This is a genomic window from Streptomyces sp. NPDC086835 (assembly GCF_044745705.1).
In the GTDB taxonomy this organism is placed as follows: Bacteria; Actinomycetota; Actinomycetes; order Streptomycetales; family Streptomycetaceae; genus Streptomyces.
In genome coordinates this window covers 438,047-452,652 of record NZ_JBIVAU010000002.1, presented here as the reverse complement: position 1 = coordinate 452,652, position 14,606 = coordinate 438,047, and the positions used below count along the sequence as shown (strand labels likewise).

General features: G+C 72.4%; 15 protein-coding genes. 8 read left to right on the top strand and 7 right to left on the bottom strand.

Features of this window, described 5'->3' with window-relative positions; genetic code table 11:
• Nucleotides 1–51 precede the first annotated feature (51 nt).
• Nucleotides 52–339, top strand: coding sequence for a hypothetical protein (locus tag ACIPJI_RS08200; RefSeq protein WP_356623535.1), 288 nt, complete (start codon nt 52–54; stop codon nt 337–339).
• A 66-nt stretch (nt 340–405) separates the two neighbouring features.
• Here the strand turns inward: ACIPJI_RS08200 and hutH are convergent, their stop codons facing one another.
• From hutH to ACIPJI_RS08175, 5 genes are all read right to left on the bottom strand, one after another.
• On the bottom strand, nt 406–1,947 hold the full coding sequence (hutH, locus tag ACIPJI_RS08195) for a histidine ammonia-lyase (protein WP_307710463.1): 1,542 nt from the start codon (nt 1,945–1,947) through the stop codon (nt 406–408).
• Nucleotides 1,948–2,039: 92 nt separating this feature from the next.
• Nucleotides 2,040–3,206 carry a diguanylate cyclase domain-containing protein gene (locus ACIPJI_RS08190; protein WP_356623536.1) on the bottom strand — a complete coding sequence of 389 codons (1,167 nt, stop codon included), beginning with the start codon at nt 3,204–3,206 and terminating at the stop codon, nt 2,040–2,042.
• A gap of 83 nt (nt 3,207–3,289) precedes the next feature.
• On the bottom strand, nt 3,290–4,090 hold the full coding sequence (locus ACIPJI_RS08185) for an enoyl-CoA hydratase/isomerase family protein (RefSeq protein WP_307707971.1): 801 nt from the start codon (nt 4,088–4,090) through the stop codon (nt 3,290–3,292).
• 396 nt (nt 4,091–4,486) lie between these two features.
• Nucleotides 4,487–5,698, bottom strand: a complete 1,212-nt coding sequence (locus tag ACIPJI_RS08180; protein ID WP_053556990.1) for an adenylate/guanylate cyclase domain-containing protein — start codon at nt 5,696–5,698, stop codon at nt 4,487–4,489.
• Nucleotides 5,699–5,840: 142 nt separating this feature from the next.
• Complete coding sequence (locus ACIPJI_RS08175) at nt 5,841–6,698, bottom strand: biotin--[acetyl-CoA-carboxylase] ligase (RefSeq protein ID WP_402245125.1); 858 nt, start codon at nt 6,696–6,698, stop codon at nt 5,841–5,843.
• Nucleotides 6,699–6,845: 147 nt separating this feature from the next.
• Between ACIPJI_RS08175 and ACIPJI_RS08170 the strand changes: the two genes are divergently transcribed.
• Together ACIPJI_RS08170 and ACIPJI_RS08165 are read left to right on the top strand one after the other, a co-directional pair.
• Entirely contained in the window at nt 6,846–8,453 is a 1,608-nt protein-coding gene (locus ACIPJI_RS08170) for an acyl-CoA carboxylase subunit beta (protein ID WP_307707969.1), read from the top strand.
• A 31-nt stretch (nt 8,454–8,484) separates the two neighbouring features.
• Nucleotides 8,485–8,691: an acyl-CoA carboxylase epsilon subunit gene (locus tag ACIPJI_RS08165; RefSeq protein WP_189466524.1), complete on the top strand. Its 207-nt coding sequence runs from the start codon at nt 8,485–8,487 to the stop codon at nt 8,689–8,691.
• A gap of 52 nt (nt 8,692–8,743) precedes the next feature.
• On the opposite strand, the gene ACIPJI_RS08160 is transcribed toward ACIPJI_RS08165, so the two are convergent.
• The gene (locus ACIPJI_RS08160) at nt 8,744–9,880 is read right to left on the bottom strand and encodes an SGNH/GDSL hydrolase family protein (protein WP_402245123.1); all 1,137 of its coding nucleotides are present in this window, start codon (nt 9,878–9,880) and stop codon (nt 8,744–8,746) included.
• Between the two features lie 76 nt (nt 9,881–9,956).
• Here ACIPJI_RS08160 and ACIPJI_RS08155 point away from each other — a divergent pair, with 76 nt between their 5' ends.
• The 3 genes from ACIPJI_RS08155 to ACIPJI_RS08145 all read left to right on the top strand — a co-directional run bounded on the left by ACIPJI_RS08155 (nt 9,957) and on the right by ACIPJI_RS08145 (nt 11,463).
• Nucleotides 9,957–10,577 (top strand): TetR/AcrR family transcriptional regulator, encoded by a 621-nt coding sequence (locus ACIPJI_RS08155; RefSeq protein WP_307707966.1) that lies wholly within the window; start codon nt 9,957–9,959, stop codon nt 10,575–10,577.
• A gap of 48 nt (nt 10,578–10,625) precedes the next feature.
• Nucleotides 10,626–10,754: a morphogenic membrane protein MmpB gene (gene mmpB, locus ACIPJI_RS08150; protein WP_259372230.1), complete on the top strand. Its 129-nt coding sequence runs from the start codon at nt 10,626–10,628 to the stop codon at nt 10,752–10,754.
• A gap of 91 nt (nt 10,755–10,845) precedes the next feature.
• Nucleotides 10,846–11,463: a Maf family protein gene (locus tag ACIPJI_RS08145; protein ID WP_402245121.1), complete on the top strand. Its 618-nt coding sequence runs from the start codon at nt 10,846–10,848 to the stop codon at nt 11,461–11,463.
• Between the two features lie 12 nt (nt 11,464–11,475).
• Here ACIPJI_RS08145 and ACIPJI_RS08140 read toward each other — a convergent pair whose 3' ends face one another.
• Nucleotides 11,476–11,919 (bottom strand): hypothetical protein, encoded by a 444-nt coding sequence (locus ACIPJI_RS08140; protein WP_307707964.1) that lies wholly within the window; start codon nt 11,917–11,919, stop codon nt 11,476–11,478.
• A gap of 380 nt (nt 11,920–12,299) precedes the next feature.
• Between ACIPJI_RS08140 and ACIPJI_RS08135 the strand changes: the two genes are divergently transcribed.
• Together ACIPJI_RS08135 and ACIPJI_RS08130 are read left to right on the top strand one after the other, a co-directional pair.
• Nucleotides 12,300–14,054 (top strand): acetyl/propionyl/methylcrotonyl-CoA carboxylase subunit alpha, encoded by a 1,755-nt coding sequence (locus ACIPJI_RS08135; RefSeq protein WP_402245119.1) that lies wholly within the window; start codon nt 12,300–12,302, stop codon nt 14,052–14,054.
• An 88-nt stretch (nt 14,055–14,142) separates the two neighbouring features.
• Entirely contained in the window at nt 14,143–14,604 is a 462-nt protein-coding gene (locus ACIPJI_RS08130) for a hypothetical protein (RefSeq protein WP_402245117.1), read from the top strand.
• Nucleotides 14,605–14,606 lie beyond the last annotated feature (2 nt).

Genomic DNA, 14,606 nt, shown 5'->3' with positions numbered 1-14,606 from the left:
TAGCATCGCCCCACCGGCCAATTCGAGGATGCCTCAAGGGGGATCGACTTCGTGTCCGTCGCACGTCGACCGCTGCTCACCGCCACAGCCGCAGGGACTCTCCTGTGTGCGCTGTGGTTCGTCCCCTCGGCGAACGCCACCGCCGAGAGACAGGCAGCGCAGGAGTTGGGCGGCTCGCGATCCGGGGCGGCGGCGCAGTCGGCCGGCGAGGAACTTCTGCTGGCGCAGACGGGCAGCGTGGACACCACCCCGTACGTGATCGGCGGCACGGTGTCCCTCGGTATCGGGGCGGGCTTCGTCGCGTACTCGATGCACCGGCGGCACCCGGGCACTGCCTGACCGTCCGCCGACGCACAGAGGCCGCTCCCGCCGTGACGGCGGGGGCGGCCTCTGTGTCGCGTGGGGTCAGGCGAGCGGCCCGGTCACCTTCTCCACGGCGGCGACGAGCTGTCCCTCCCGTACGAACGCGTCCGCCGCGGCCAGGTCCGGCGCGAGGAAGCGGTCAGGGCCGGGGCCCTCGACGCCTGCCGCGCGCAGCGCCTCGATGGCGGCACGCGAGGCCGGGGCCGGGGTGAGGTGGCGGCGCAGCTCTATGGCGCGGGTCGCCGCGTACAGCTCGACGGCGATGACGCGCGTCAGGTTGTCGACGGCGGTGCGCAGCTTGCGGGCGGCCGACCAGCCCATGGAGACGTGGTCCTCCTGCATGGCGGAGGACGGGATGGAGTCGGCGGAGGCGGGGACGGCGAGCCGCTTCAGCTCGCTGACCAGCGCGGCCTGCGTGTACTGGGCGATCATCAGGCCCGAGTCGACGCCGGCGTCGTCGGCGAGGAACGGCGGCAGACCGTGGCTGCGGTTCTTGTCGAGGAGCCGGTCGGTGCGGCGCTCGGCGATGGAGCCGAGGTCGGCGGCGGCGATGGCGAGGAAGTCCAGGACGTAGGCGACGGGCGCGCCGTGGAAGTTGCCGTTGGACTCGACCCGCCCGTCGGGGAGCACGACCGGGTTGTCGACGGCGGAGGCGAGCTCACGGTCGGCGACCAGTCGGGCGTGGGCCATGGTGTCCCGGCCGGCGCCGGCGACCTGCGGGGCGCAGCGCACCGAGTACGCGTCCTGGACGCGGGGCGCCTCTTCCTCCTGGAAGTGGCCGGTGAGACCGGAGCCCTCGAGAACGGCGAGCATGTTGGCGGCGGCGGCGCCCTGGCCCGGGTGGGGGCGGATGGCGTGCAGCTCGGGGGCGAGGACCTTCTCGGTGCCGAGCAGTGCCTCGAGCGTCAGCGCGGCGGTGATGTCGGCCGACTTGTAGAGGCGGTCGAGGTCGGCAAGCGCCATGACCAGCATGCCGAGCATGCCGTCGGTGCCGTTGAGGAGGGCGAGGCCCTCCTTCTCGCGGAGCTCGACGGGCGTGATGCCGTGCTCCGCGAGCAGCTCGCCCGCGGGCCGCACGGTGCCGTCGGGTCCCTCCGCGTCGCCTTCGCCCATCAGGGCCAGGGCGCAGTGGGACAGCGGCGCGAGGTCGCCGGAGCAGCCGAGGGAGCCGTACTCGTGGACGACGGGCGTGATGCCCGCGTTCAGTACGTCGGCCATCGTCTGCGCCACCTCGGGGCGTACGCCGGTGCGGCCGGAGCAGACGGTCTTCAGGCGCAGGAACATCAGCGCGCGCACGACCTCGCGCTCGACGCGCGGGCCCATGCCCGCGGCGTGGGAGCGCACGATGTTGCGCTGCAGCTGGGCACGGAGCTCGGGGCTGATGTGACGGGTGGCGAGGGCGCCGAATCCGGTGGAGACGCCGTAGACGGGCTCGGGCTTGGCGGCCAGCGCGTCCACGATCCCGCGGGCCGCGGCGAGGGCGGCGACGGCCTCGGCGGAGAGCTCGATCCGGGCGCCGTGGCGGGCCACGGCGATGACGTCATCGGCGGTGGTACCGGACGTCCCCACCACGACTGTTTGCATATCCATATTCAGCAGCGTACGGATTGAATCCAAACCTGTCACCACCGGTACGCGGTCCGGCCCCTTACAAGCTGGTCACGGCACGCGCGCCGTCAGGGCTCGCTCCACGGCTCGTCCTCCTCCGCCTCCGGGCGGGCGTCCCGGAAGCGGCGGCGGTCCTGTGCGGACCGGGGCGGGGAGTCCGCCAGCCGCATCACCGTGCCGTCCCGCCCGGCCACCACCGGCCTCGGGGAGCGCGCGGCCTTGGCCCGGTACTGCGCCGCGTCCGCCAGCCGGAAGAGCCGCCGGGCCGACCGCACCTCCCCGATCGGGTCACCGGTCGACGCGACGCCGCACGCGACGCCCTCGCCGAGCTCCAGCTCCTTCGCCCGTACGCACAGGTCGTCGGAGACGTCGACCACCTCGTCGGCGCTCGGCCCCAGCGTGACCAGGCAGAACTCGTCCCCGCCGAGCCGGGCCGCCAGGGTCCCCGGCAGCATCGCCCCGCACAGGGACAGAACGGAGCCGAACCGTTCCAGCAGCCGGTCGCCGACCGCGTGCCCCTGGGTGTCGTTCACCTGCTTGAGGCCGTTGACGTCGCACACCACCAGGCTGACCACGGAACCGTCCGCCCGGTGCTGCTCGAGCGCCTCGTCGAGCCGGGTGTCGACGGCGCGACGGTTGGCGAGGCCCGTGAGCGGGTCGGTGAACGCAAGCCTGCGGACCTCCTCCAGCCGTTCGGTCTGCGCGATGCCCGCGGCCACGACGGACGCCAGGACGGTCGCGAAATCGGCGTCCTCCCTGTCGAACACGGGCGCCGCTTCCGGCCGGGCGACGTACAGCTCGCCCCACGCCCTGCCGTGCAGCACGATCGGCGCGACGACGCAGCAGCCCCGGCCGCGCCGGCGCAGCGCCGCCACCCTCTGATGGCAGTAGCCGTGGCCGGGCGTCGCGGGACCCTGGGCGGTCTCCACCCAGGCGTCCGGCTCGCCCCCGCCCGCCCAGCGTTCGTGCAGGAACTCGGTGATCTCGGGGAAACGGTTCACCGGGTAGGTCTCCGACTCCGGGAACTCCTCCTCGTCCGGCGTGCGTTCGCCCGCGTTCACGAGCACCCTCAGCCGCCCGCGCTCGCGCTCCCACACGGACAGGGCCGCGAAAGACCCGGAGAGCGCGCCGCACGCACCGAGGGCCGCCGCCCGCCAGGACTCGCGCGCGGTCGTGGCCGCGGCCATCGCCTGCGCCAGCGCCACCACGGCTCGCAACCGCCCATCCACAGCCATCCACCCAGCTTAGGGAGGTTTCGACCGATTTGATCAGATCTGCTGAGCCGGGACGTGGGCCGGCCGCGCAACCGGTCCCCCGCTCACTCCCCCGGCCACTGCGGCTTCCGCTTCTCGTTGAACGCCGCGACGCCCTCCGCACGGTCTCCGGAGAACGCGGTGGCCCGCCACGCCGCGTCCTCGACCTCGAGCCCGGCGCGCAGGTCGAGCCCCTGCCCGAGCCGCATGGCCTTCTTCGCGTTGCGCAACCCGACCGGGGAGTTCCCCGCGATACGGGCGGCGAGCGCGAGCGCCTCGGCGCGGGCGTCCTCCGCGAGGACGTCGACGAGCCCCAACTCCCGCGCCTCCGCCGCCTCCACACGCCGCGCCGTGAAGACGAGCTCGGCGGCGCGGGCGGCCCCTACCCTGCGGGGCAGCAGCTGCGTACCGCCACCGCCGGGGATGACACCGACGGACACCTCGGGCAGCCCGACGACCGCGGTCGCGTCGGCGACGATCACGTCGCAGGAAAGCGCCAGCTCGAAGCCACCGCCGAGCGCGAAGCCGTGCACGGCGGCGACGGTCGGCATCGGCAGCTCCAGCACACCGGTGTACGCACGCCGCGCGGTGGGCCGCTGCCGCACCAACTCGGCGTCGGAGAAGGAGTTGCGCTCCTTCAGGTCGGCGCCCACGCAGAACGCGCGCTCACTGCTCGACGCGACCACGGTCACCCGCACGTCCCGGTCCGCCGCGAGCGCGTCACACGCTTCACCGATGGAACGGGCCATCTCGGTGGAGACCGCGTTCATGGCCTTGGGGCGGTCGAGGACGAGCTCGGCGACGTGGCCCTGCTCATGCCTGCGTACGACGACGAACTCGCCGAACCGCTGCTCGGACTCGGACATGGGGCACCCTCCCGGTTAACGATGGTTCACCGGGATCATAGGCGCGCGTCCGCTGCGCTGGGCCTGTTCCGGGGCTCCACCCGGACCCGTCACCACGCTCCGCGCGGTGTTTCACGGGCTCCTCCCCCTACGCCTGGCGGAGTGGGGGACCCCCACCGCACCCCCGCGCCTCGAACGCCGGCGAGGCTGGAAATCCCCCGCCGGCGCAGGCCGGAGCCGCCGACGAGGCAGATTTCGCGCAACGAAATCCAGCCCGCCTGGGGGCACCTCCCACGGCCGCCGGGCCGGAGGGGGAGATCGAGGGCACCGCCGAAGGCCGTACGGGGTTCGGGGCTTGCCCCGGTTCGGGAAGGGGCGGGGTGGGGAACAGCCCGCCGCAGGCGACTGAACGGGGCGTCAGGACGGTCGGCGGGAGAGGAGCCACGGCTCCACCACGCCAAGACCTCGCACCGGCCGCTGCCACATCGGCTGAAGCGCGAAGCGGTACGTGGGAACCTCGCGGCCCTCCTTCTCCGCCTTGACCGCTTCCTCCGCCGCCTCCGCCTCCGAGGCCGGCGCGTCCCCTGTCCTGATCACTTCCTCGGCGAACGCCCCGTCGACCAGTACGGCGTCCTTCGGAGCTATCGACGTCAGCCGGCTCGCCAGGTTGACCGTCGTGCCGAAGACGTCGCCCATGCGCGTGGTGACCGTGCCGAAGGCGATGCCGACCCGTAGCGCCGGCATCGACTCGTCGTCCGTCATCGTCTCGATGAGGCGCAGGGCGATCTCGGCGGCCGTGCCGGCGTCGTCCGCGGCGTACAGCACCTCGTCGCCAAGGGTCTTGATGAGCCTGCCGCTGTGGGCGGCGACCAGGTCCGCGCAGGTGGTCTCGAAGGATTCGACGAGCTCGCCGAGCTCCTCCTCCTCCAGGCGGCGGGTCAGCCGGGTGAAGCCGACCAGGTCGGCGAAGCCGACGGCGAGACGGCGGTCGACCATCTCCTCGTCGTCCGCGGCCTGCACGACGCGGCCGGTCGCCGCCGCCAGCTGCCGTCGCCAGACGTAGACGAGGAATTCCTCGAGCTCGGGGAGCAGCAGCTCGACCAGCGGATAGGTGACTTCGGTGCGGGTCATGCCGGGTTCGGGCGGCTCGGTGAGCCCTTCGAGGAAGGAGTCGATCTGCCAGTCGGCCAACCGCGCGGTGGTCTGCCCGGTGGAGCGGGCGACCTGGACCGCCATGGGTTCGCTGAGCAGGCCGGCCTCGACAAGGCCGGCGAGCCGGCGCAGGGCGAGCACGTCCGCCTCGGTGAGGGCCTTGGCCTGCCCGATGTCGGCGAAGCCCATGGCCCGCCAGAAGCGGGCGGCGAGCTCCATGGAGACACCGGCGGTGCGGGCCGCCTGGAAGGCGGTGTAGCGGCGCTCGGCGCCGAGGATCAGCTGTTCCAGCCGTATGGCCAGCGGGTCGTCCGACGGCTCCGCCGTGTGGTCCACCTCGTGGTGGGGCTTCGGGTGCACCGACCCCGAGGACCCGGACCCGGATCCCGAGGACCCCGATGACGAGGCGGACGCGCCGGAAGAGCCGTCCGACGGCGGCTGCGCGCCCGCGCCGGAAGTGGTGTCGTCGACGGTCACCAGCCGCCTCCTGCCCGTTCCCTGCGCAATGCCCTGCCGATCTGTCGCGCGATCGCCTCAACGATACGGCAGGTGTGCCCCAGCTCACGTCCCGGCGGCCGAGGAGGTTCGTCCACCGCCGCCGGGGACGGTGCGGCGGCGGTCAGCGCGCCGGCCTCAGGTGCACGATGTCGCCCGCGCTCACCGAGTGCCGTTCGCCCTCCGCGGTGGCGAGGACCAGCCTGCCGTCGCCGTCCAGGGCGACCGCCTCGCCGATCAGGGCCGTGCCGCCGGGCAGCTCGGCCCGCACCGAGCGGCCGAGGGTGGCGCAGCCCGCCGCATACGCCTCCTGGAGCCCGCAGGCGGCCGGGTCGCCGCCGGCGGTGCGCCAGGCGGTGTACCACTTCTCGAGGGAGCGCAGGACGGCCCGCAGCAGGGGGTCACGGTCGGTGGACACGGCGTCGGCGAGGGCCAGGGAACCGGAGGTGGGGACGGGCAGCTCGTCGGCGTGCAGGGAGACGTTGATGCCGAGTCCGAGCACCACACCGTCGTCCCCGGCGCGTTCCGCGAGGATGCCGCCGGCCTTGCGTTCCTCGCCGTCGACGACGACCAGCAGGTCATTGGGCCATTTGAGGGACATGTCCGTGCCCGCGGCCCGCGCGAGCGCGGTCGCGGCCGCGACACCGGCGAGCAGCGGCAGCCAGCCCCAGCGCGTCACGGGCACGTCGGCGCCGGGCCGCAGGAGTACGGAGAAGAAGAGGCCGGAGCGGGCAGGGGCGGTCCAGGTGCGGTCCAGCCGGCCCCGTCCCGCGGTCTGCTCCTCCGCGACGAGCACCGCCCCTTCCGGTAGGGAGAGGGCCCGTGCGGCCAGGTCGGAGTTGGTGGAGCCGGTGGACGCCACCACGTCCAGCGAGGTCCACAGGCCGCCGGGCACGACGACGGCACGGCGCAGAACGGAGGCGTTCAGAGGGGGCCGCTCGAGATCGGACCAGCGGCTCTCGGGCGCATTCGGAGGCGTCATGCAAGCCAGGTTAGGTGTGGCCAACGCCGCACTGCTGAACCGTATCCGCGCCGATACGCTACGAGTCAGTAGCAACCGATCGTTAACACGTCCCGGTTACCAGTCCCCGTAAGCCGTCCCCGTGACCAGCCAGGGAGCCGCATCCCGATGTCCGAGCCGGAAAACGCCCTCTCCCAGAATCCGAGCAGCCACACCACCGCGGGAAAGATCGCGGATCTTCAGCGCCGTATCGAAGAGGCGACGCACGCCGGCTCCGCCCGCGCGGTGGAAAAGCAGCATGCGAAGGGCAAGTTGACGGCCCGGGAGCGGATCGATCTGCTGCTGGACGAGAACTCCTTCGTGGAGCTCGACGAGTTCGCCCGCCACCGCTCGACCAATTTCGGGCTGGAGAAGACACGGCCGTACGGGGACGGTGTCGTCACCGGCTACGGCACGGTCGACGGCCGCCCGGTCGCGGTCTTCTCGCAGGACTTCACCGTCTTCGGCGGCGCTCTCGGCGAGGTGTTCGGACAGAAGATCATCAAGGTGATGGACTTCGCGCTGAAGACCGGCTGCCCGGTCATCGGCATCAACGACTCCGGCGGCGCCCGCATCCAGGAAGGCGTCAGCGCGCTGGGCATGTACGGCGAGATCTTCCGCCGCAACACCCACGCCTCCGGCGTCATCCCGCAGATCTCGCTGGTCGTCGGCCCCTGCGCGGGCGGTGCGGTCTACTCGCCGGCGATCACCGACTTCACGGTGATGGTCGACCAGACCTCGCACATGTTCATCACCGGCCCCGACGTCATCAAGACCGTCACCGGCGAGGACGTCGGCTTCGAGGAACTGGGCGGCGCCCGCACCCACAACACCACCTCCGGTGTCGCGCACCACATGTCGGGCGACGAGAAGGACGCGATCGAGTACGTCAAGTCCCTGCTGTCGTACCTGCCGTCCAACAACCTCTCCGAGCCGCCGTCCTTCCCCGAGGAGGCGGACACCGCGGTCAGCGAGGAGGACCGCGAGCTGGACACGCTCATCCCGGACTCGGCGAACCAGCCGTACGACATCCGCACCGTCATCGAGCACGTCCTGGACGAGGGCGAGTTCCTCGAGACCCAGTCGATGTTCGCCCCGAACATCGTCACCGGCTTCGGCCGGGTCGAGGGCTTCCCGGTCGGCATCGTCGCCAACCAGCCGATGCAGTTCGCAGGCTGCCTGGACATCAACGCCTCCGAGAAGGCCGCACGCTTCGTGCGCACCTGCGACGCGTTCAACGTCCCCGTGCTGACCTTCGTCGACGTCCCCGGCTTCCTGCCGGGCGTGGACCAGGAGTACGGCGGCATCATCCGCCGCGGCGCCAAGCTGATCTACGCGTACGCCGAGGCCACCGTCCCGCTGATCACCGTCATCACCCGCAAGGCGTTCGGCGGCGCCTACGACGTCATGGGCTCCAAGCACCTGGGCGCCGACCTCAACCTCGCCTGGCCCACCGCCCAGATCGCCGTCATGGGCGCCCAGGGCGCGGTCAACATCCTGCACCGCCGCACCATCGCCGCCGTCGAGGGCGCCGAGGAGCAGGAAGCGACCAGGGCGCGGCTCATCCAGGAGTACGAGGACGCGCTGCTCAACCCGTACACGGCGGCCGAACGCGGCTACATCGACGCCGTGATCATGCCTTCGGAGACCCGGGCGCAGATCGTCAAGGGCCTGCGCCAGCTCCGCACCAAGCGGGAAAGTCTGCCCCCCAAGAAGCACGGGAACATCCCCCTGTAGGGGCTCCGAGGCACGAGGAAGGGACGCGACGATGATCAGGGTCGTACGAGGAAACCCGACTCCCGAGGAGCTGGCCGCCGCACTGGCGGTGGTCCAGGCCCGCGCCGCGGCGAGCGCCGGTGCCGCGGCCGGGGAGCCGCGGATGCCGGAGGGCTGGTCGGATCCGGCGCGCATCGCCCGCAGCAGCAGGCCGCTGCCCGGCCCGCGGGCGTGGGCACGCAGCTACTGGCCGGTGTGACAGCACGGTGAGCGGAGGCCGGGCCCTGCACGGGGTCCGGCCTCCGCGCTGTTCAGAGCATGTCGGCCAGCAGTTCGGCCATGACCTGGTAGCCCTTGTCGCCGGGGTGGAGGCGGTCGCCGAAGTCGTAGGCGGGGTGCAGACGTCCTGGGTCGGCGGGGTCGGCGAGGGCCCGGTCGAAGTCGACGACGCCGTCGTACTCGCCGCCCGTGCGGATCCACCGGTTGATCTCCGGGCCGACGCGCGCGGAGTGCGCGCCCCAGTGGTCGGACCCGGCCAGCGGCAGGAGCGTCGCACCGACGATCCGCACGCCCGCGGCGCGGGCCTGCCGGATCAGCTCCCGATGGCCGGCGACGACTTCCGCCGAGCTGACGACGGGGGCGGGTTTGTAGGTCGGCTCTCCAAGGGCCTCGCTGAAGCCGATGTCGTTGAGTCCTTCGAGGACGACGACGGTGGAGACGCCGGGCTGGGCGAGGGCGTCGCGACGGAACCGCGCGGTGCCCCTCTCCCCGTACCAGGCCGAGTCGTTGAGGAGGAGATTGCCGCCGATGCCGGCGTTGAGGACGGGCCGGCCGGTGAGTTCGGCGAGCGCGTCGGACCAGCGGCGGTTCGCCCCGGGCGTCGATCCGAAGCCGTCCGTGACGGAGTCGCCGAACAGGACGATCCCGTCCGCGCGTCCGGCGTCCACCTCCACGCCGGCGAGGTGGTACCAGGACGCGCTGGCGTCCGTGAACGCCGCTCCCGACACGTCGGCGCGACGGTCGCCGTCGGCCCGGTAGGAGTCCGCCCATGCCTGGGAGTGGAACGTCACGGGGCCGGTGGTGCCGGCGAAGTACAGCGTGACCGTCACGGACCCGAGCCGCTCGACGGGCAGGCCGGCCGGATCGCTGCGCAGTTCGGCCCGTGCGGGGACCACGGCGGACCGCGCTCCGCCGAAGGTGAGCTCCCGGAGGGACCCCTCCTCGATCGCGGCGCCGCCGGCGGAGCGGGCGACGGTGGCGCCGGTGAGGTGCAGCGGGGACGTGCCGTAGGCGTTGGAGAGACGGACGCGCAGGCGCTCGCCGCCCGCGGTGACGCGCACGGCCTGGCGGACGGTCTGGTGCGAGAAGCCTTCCTGGGACCAGTTCGGGGTGAAGCCGGTGCTGGGCATCTGGGGAGAGGCGGCCCAGGCCGCGGTCCATTCGCTCATGACGTAGCCCCTTCCGCCACTAATGGGCGGTGAGTTCCATTAGGATGGGGGCACACTAACAGAGTTCGCGCCACTAATGGAACAGGAGACCCGTTTGGAAGCCGTCCCGGGTACGGTCCGCCCCGGCGGCCGCACCGCGAAAGTCCGCGCGGCCGTCCTCGCCGCCACCCAGGAAGCGCTGGTCGACGGCGGGTTCCACGCCCTGACGCCGGAGCGGGTCGCGGCAGTCGCGGGCGTCGGCAAGACCACCGTCTACCGGCGCTGGCGGTCACCGGCCGGTCTGGTCGCGGACCTGCTGCGCGACATGGCCGAGCAGTCCCTGCCCGCCGCGGACACCGGATCACTGGAAGGGGACCTGCGCGCCAACGCCGCGCTCGTACGCGACACCCTCAACGACCCGCGCATGGGCCCGGTCTTCGCCGCCGTCATCGCGGCCGCCGCGTGCGACCAGGAGTGCGCGGACGCCCTCCACGGCTTCTACGCGACCCGGCTCGCGGAATGGGCCCCGGCGGTCGAACGCGGCCTCGGCCGCGGCGAGATCCCGGCCGGCACCGACCCGCTGGAGGTCCTGCGGGCCGTCTCCGCGCCCCTGTACTACCGCTTCGCCGTCAGCCACGAGCCCCTGACGGCCGACGCCGCCGACAGAGCGGCGTCGGCGGCGCTGGCGGCTGCGCGGGCGGGTGCCTTCGTGGTTTGAGTACGCATACTCAGGCGCGAGGCCGCCTGCACCAGCACCATCGAAGGCATGCTGTGGTCCGACCCGGAGAACGAACCGCCCAAGGAACTCCGCGACATGCAGACGATGCTGCGTCGCGCGGGGCTGGTGCTGGCGCTGGCGATGGTGGTGGCGATGTTCGCGGCGGGCCTACGGTGAGCCCGGGGCGCGGCGGGTGCGCGTGCCGCCTGCGGCGGGCGTGTTCCCCACCCCGCCCAGCGACCACACCCCGCCACCTACCATGTCCCCCATGACCACCCCGTCACCCCACCGCCCCCGTCTCGTCCTCGCCTCCGCCTCCCCCGCGCGGCTGAATCTGCTGCGGCAGGCCGGTCTCGCGCCGGACGTGATCGTCAGCGGCGTCGACGAGGACGCGCTCACCGCGCCGACCCCCGCCGAGCTCGCGCTCGTGCTGGCGGAGGCGAAGGCCGCGGCCGTCGCAGCCCGGCCGGAGGCCGCCGGGGCGCTGCTGATCGGATGCGATTCCGTCCTGGAGCTCGACGGCGAGGCGCTCGGCAAGCCCGCCGACGCCGAGGAGGCGACCGCCCGCTGGAAGGCGATGCGCGGCAGGACGGGCGTCCTGCAGACCGGGCACTGCGTGATCGACACGGTGACCGGCCGCCGCGCTTCGGCGACCGCGTCGACGACGGTGCGGTTCGGCGAGCCGACCGACGACGAGATCGCCGCGTACGTCGCGAGCGGCGAACCGCTGTACGTCGCGGGGGCGTTCACGCTGGACGGCCGCTCGGCCCCGTTCATCGACGGCATCGAAGGCGACCCGGGCAACGTCATCGGACTGTCGCTGCCGTTGCTGCGCCGGCTCCTGGCGGAGCTGGGCGTCTCGATCACGGACCTCTGGGCCGCCTGAGCGGACGACGGGTCAGGCGGGCGCCGGACCGCTGACGGGTGCGACCGGGTCGTCGCCGTCGGCGCTCCCGGACGGCGCGGCCGGGGGCTGCTCCTTGCCGTACACGATCAGGGACGCGACCAGCAGGCCGAGCACCACCATCAGGAACGCGAAGGCGCTCCAGCCGACCAGGCCCACCGCCACCGCGCCGAGCACCCCGTGCACGACGGCGAGGGTGATGAGGGCGATGCGGGCGAAGCGGCCGGGAGCCCGGTCGCGTATGCCTGCCACGAGCAGCAGCACGCCGCACAGGGCCAGGAAGAGGCCGGACCCTATGCCCAGTCCCCACGTCGCGGTCACCATCACGTCCGGGTCCATGCCGTCCAGGGACATCCGCTGAGCCCCGACGAACGTGGCCATGACACCGTTGAGCACCACGATGCCGACGGCCTCGATCAGCAGGACAAGCGCAGCCACCACGGCCACCGGTCTGCGCACCACGGCGCCCCCAACCCTCTGTGTACCGGAAGTACGTACGACAGCCGCGAGGCTACTGACCGGTAAACGCGGGGACAAGGGTTGCGGCACGCTCGGTCCCGAGGCAAAGAATCGTTGGGCCATTCGTAGGGACTCCACAAAGAAACGTGTCGGGCCGCTGGCCCCGCAGACAGAGACCTTGACCACACCAGAGGGCTACTGTGCGGGGGAGGAACCCGTCGTACCGTGGTGCGACAAGGGATTTCGCGATCGAGCGAGCCTCGAATCACGCTCCGTGTGGGCAAGCTCACCATTGGGGACGGGTCGAAAGGCCGTGTCGGCAGTCCCTAAACTCAGCTTGTTTCAAGGAGGGAGCCATCGTGCGCAAGGTGCTCATCGCCAACCGTGGCGAAATCGCTGTCCGCGTTGCCCGTGCCTGCCGGGACGCCGGGATCGCAAGCGTAGCCGTCTACGCCGATCCTGACCGGGACGCATTGCATGTCCGCGCGGCCGACGAAGCGTTCGCCCTGGGCGGTGACACCCCGGCCGCCAGTTACCTGGACATGGCCAAGGTGCTCCAGGCCGCTGCCGATTCGGGGGCGGACGCCATCCACCCCGGATACGGCTTCCTGTCCGAGAACGCGGACTTCGCCCAAGCGGTCATCGACGCCGGCCTGACCTGGATCGGCCCGCCCCCGCAGGCCATCCGCGACCTCGGTGACAAGGTCGCCGCCCGTCACATCGCCCAGCGCGCCGGCGCGCCGCTGGTCGCCGGCACCCCCGACCCGGTCTCCGGCGCCGACGAGGTCGTCGCCTTCGCCCGGGAACACGGGCTGCCGATCGCCATCAAGGCCGCCTTCGGCGGTGGCGGCCGCGGCCTGAAGGTCGCCCGCACCCTCGAAGAGGTCCCGGAGCTGTACGACTCCGCCGTCCGCGAGGCGGTCGCCGCCTTCGGCCGGGGCGAGTGCTTCGTCGAGCGCTACCTCGACAAGCCCCGCCACGTGGAGACCCAGTGCCTGGCCGACTCCCACGGCAACGTGGTCGTCGTCTCCACCCGTGACTGCTCGCTCCAGCGCCGCCACCAGAAGCTGGTCGAGGAGGCCCCGGCGCCGTTCCTGTCCGAGGCTCAGAACGCGGAGCTGTACCGCGCCTCGAAGGCCATCCTCAAGGAAGCCGGCTACGTCGGCGCCGGCACCGTCGAGTTCCTCGTCGGTGTCGACGGCACCATCTCCTTCCTCGAGGTCAACACCCGCCTCCAGGTCGAGCACCCGGTCACCGAAGAGGTCACCGGCATCGACCTGGTCCGCGAGATGTTCCGCATCGCCGACGGCGAGGAACTCGGCTACGACGACCCCGCGGTGCGCGGTCACTCCTTCGAGTTCCGCATCAACGGTGAGGACCCCGGCCGGGGCTTCCTGCCCGCGCCCGGCACCGTCACCACCTTCAACCCGCCCACCGGCCCGGGTGTCCGCCTCGACGCCGGTGTCGAGTCCGGCTCCGTCATCGGCCCGGCGTGGGACTCGCTCCTCGCCAAGCTGATCGTCACCGGCGCCACCCGTGAGCAGGCCCTGCAGCGCGCCGCGCGTGCGCTGGCGGAGTTCGAGGTCGAGGGCATGGCCACCGCCATCCCCTTCCACCGTGCGGTCGTCGCCGACCCGGCGTTCACGGCGGACCCCTTCCGTATCCACACCCGCTGGATCGAGACCGAGTTCGTCAACGAGATCAAGCCGTTCGCGCCTGCCGGCGCCGACACGGACGAGGACGAGGCGGGCCGCGAGACCATCGTGGTCGAGGTCGGCGGCAAGCGCCTCGAGGTGTCGCTGCCGTCCTCGCTCGGCATGACCCTCGCGCGCACCGGCCTCGCCGCCGGAGCCAAGCCCAAGCGCCGGGCCGCGAAGAAGTCGTCCTCGGCCGCCTCCGGTGACACCCTCGCCTCCCCGATGCAGGGCACCATCGTCAAGGTCGCCGTCGAGGAGGGCCAGGAGGTCAAGGAGGGCGACCTCGTCGTCGTCCTGGAGGCCATGAAGATGGAGCAGCCGCTCAACGCGCACCGCTCCGGCACCATCAAGGGCCTCGCGGTCGAGATCGGCGCCTCCCTCACCTCCGGCGCCACCATCTGCGAGATCAAGGACTGACACGTCCGACCGTCTGCTCAAGGGCCCCCGGCATCCGTGCCGGGGGCCCTTCGTGCTCGGGCGCGTCCTATGCTGCTCGTGCCACGCGATGTCGATCTACCGGGGGACGCGTATGGAGATCCGGCTGAGGGTTGTGGACGTCGACCTCGCCGCGGAGCACGCCCGTTCACTGCACCACTGGCTGCGCGGACAGGACGGCGACCGGTGGGAGACCGCGCTGGAGTACGGCACGGACACCGTGGCCGTACTGCTTTTGGACGAGGGGGCAGCGGCGCGCCTCGCCTGGTCGGTCGTGGAGTGGCGCGGCCGGCGCACCGGCACGCCGGTGGTCGTGGCCGAGTCGGCCGGCGGCACGCCCGTACCGCGGGAGCTCGTCCGGATCCTGGCCGAGGAGTCCCCACCGCACGGGGGCGGCGCCGTCACGGTGCTCGAACCGGACGACCGGGTTCCCGGAGCCGTCCACCACGCGCGGCCCCCGGAACGTGACCTCGACTTCGGCGGCCCGCCCGGTCCGATCCTCGACCCGGACGACGACTGGGACCGGGACTGAGC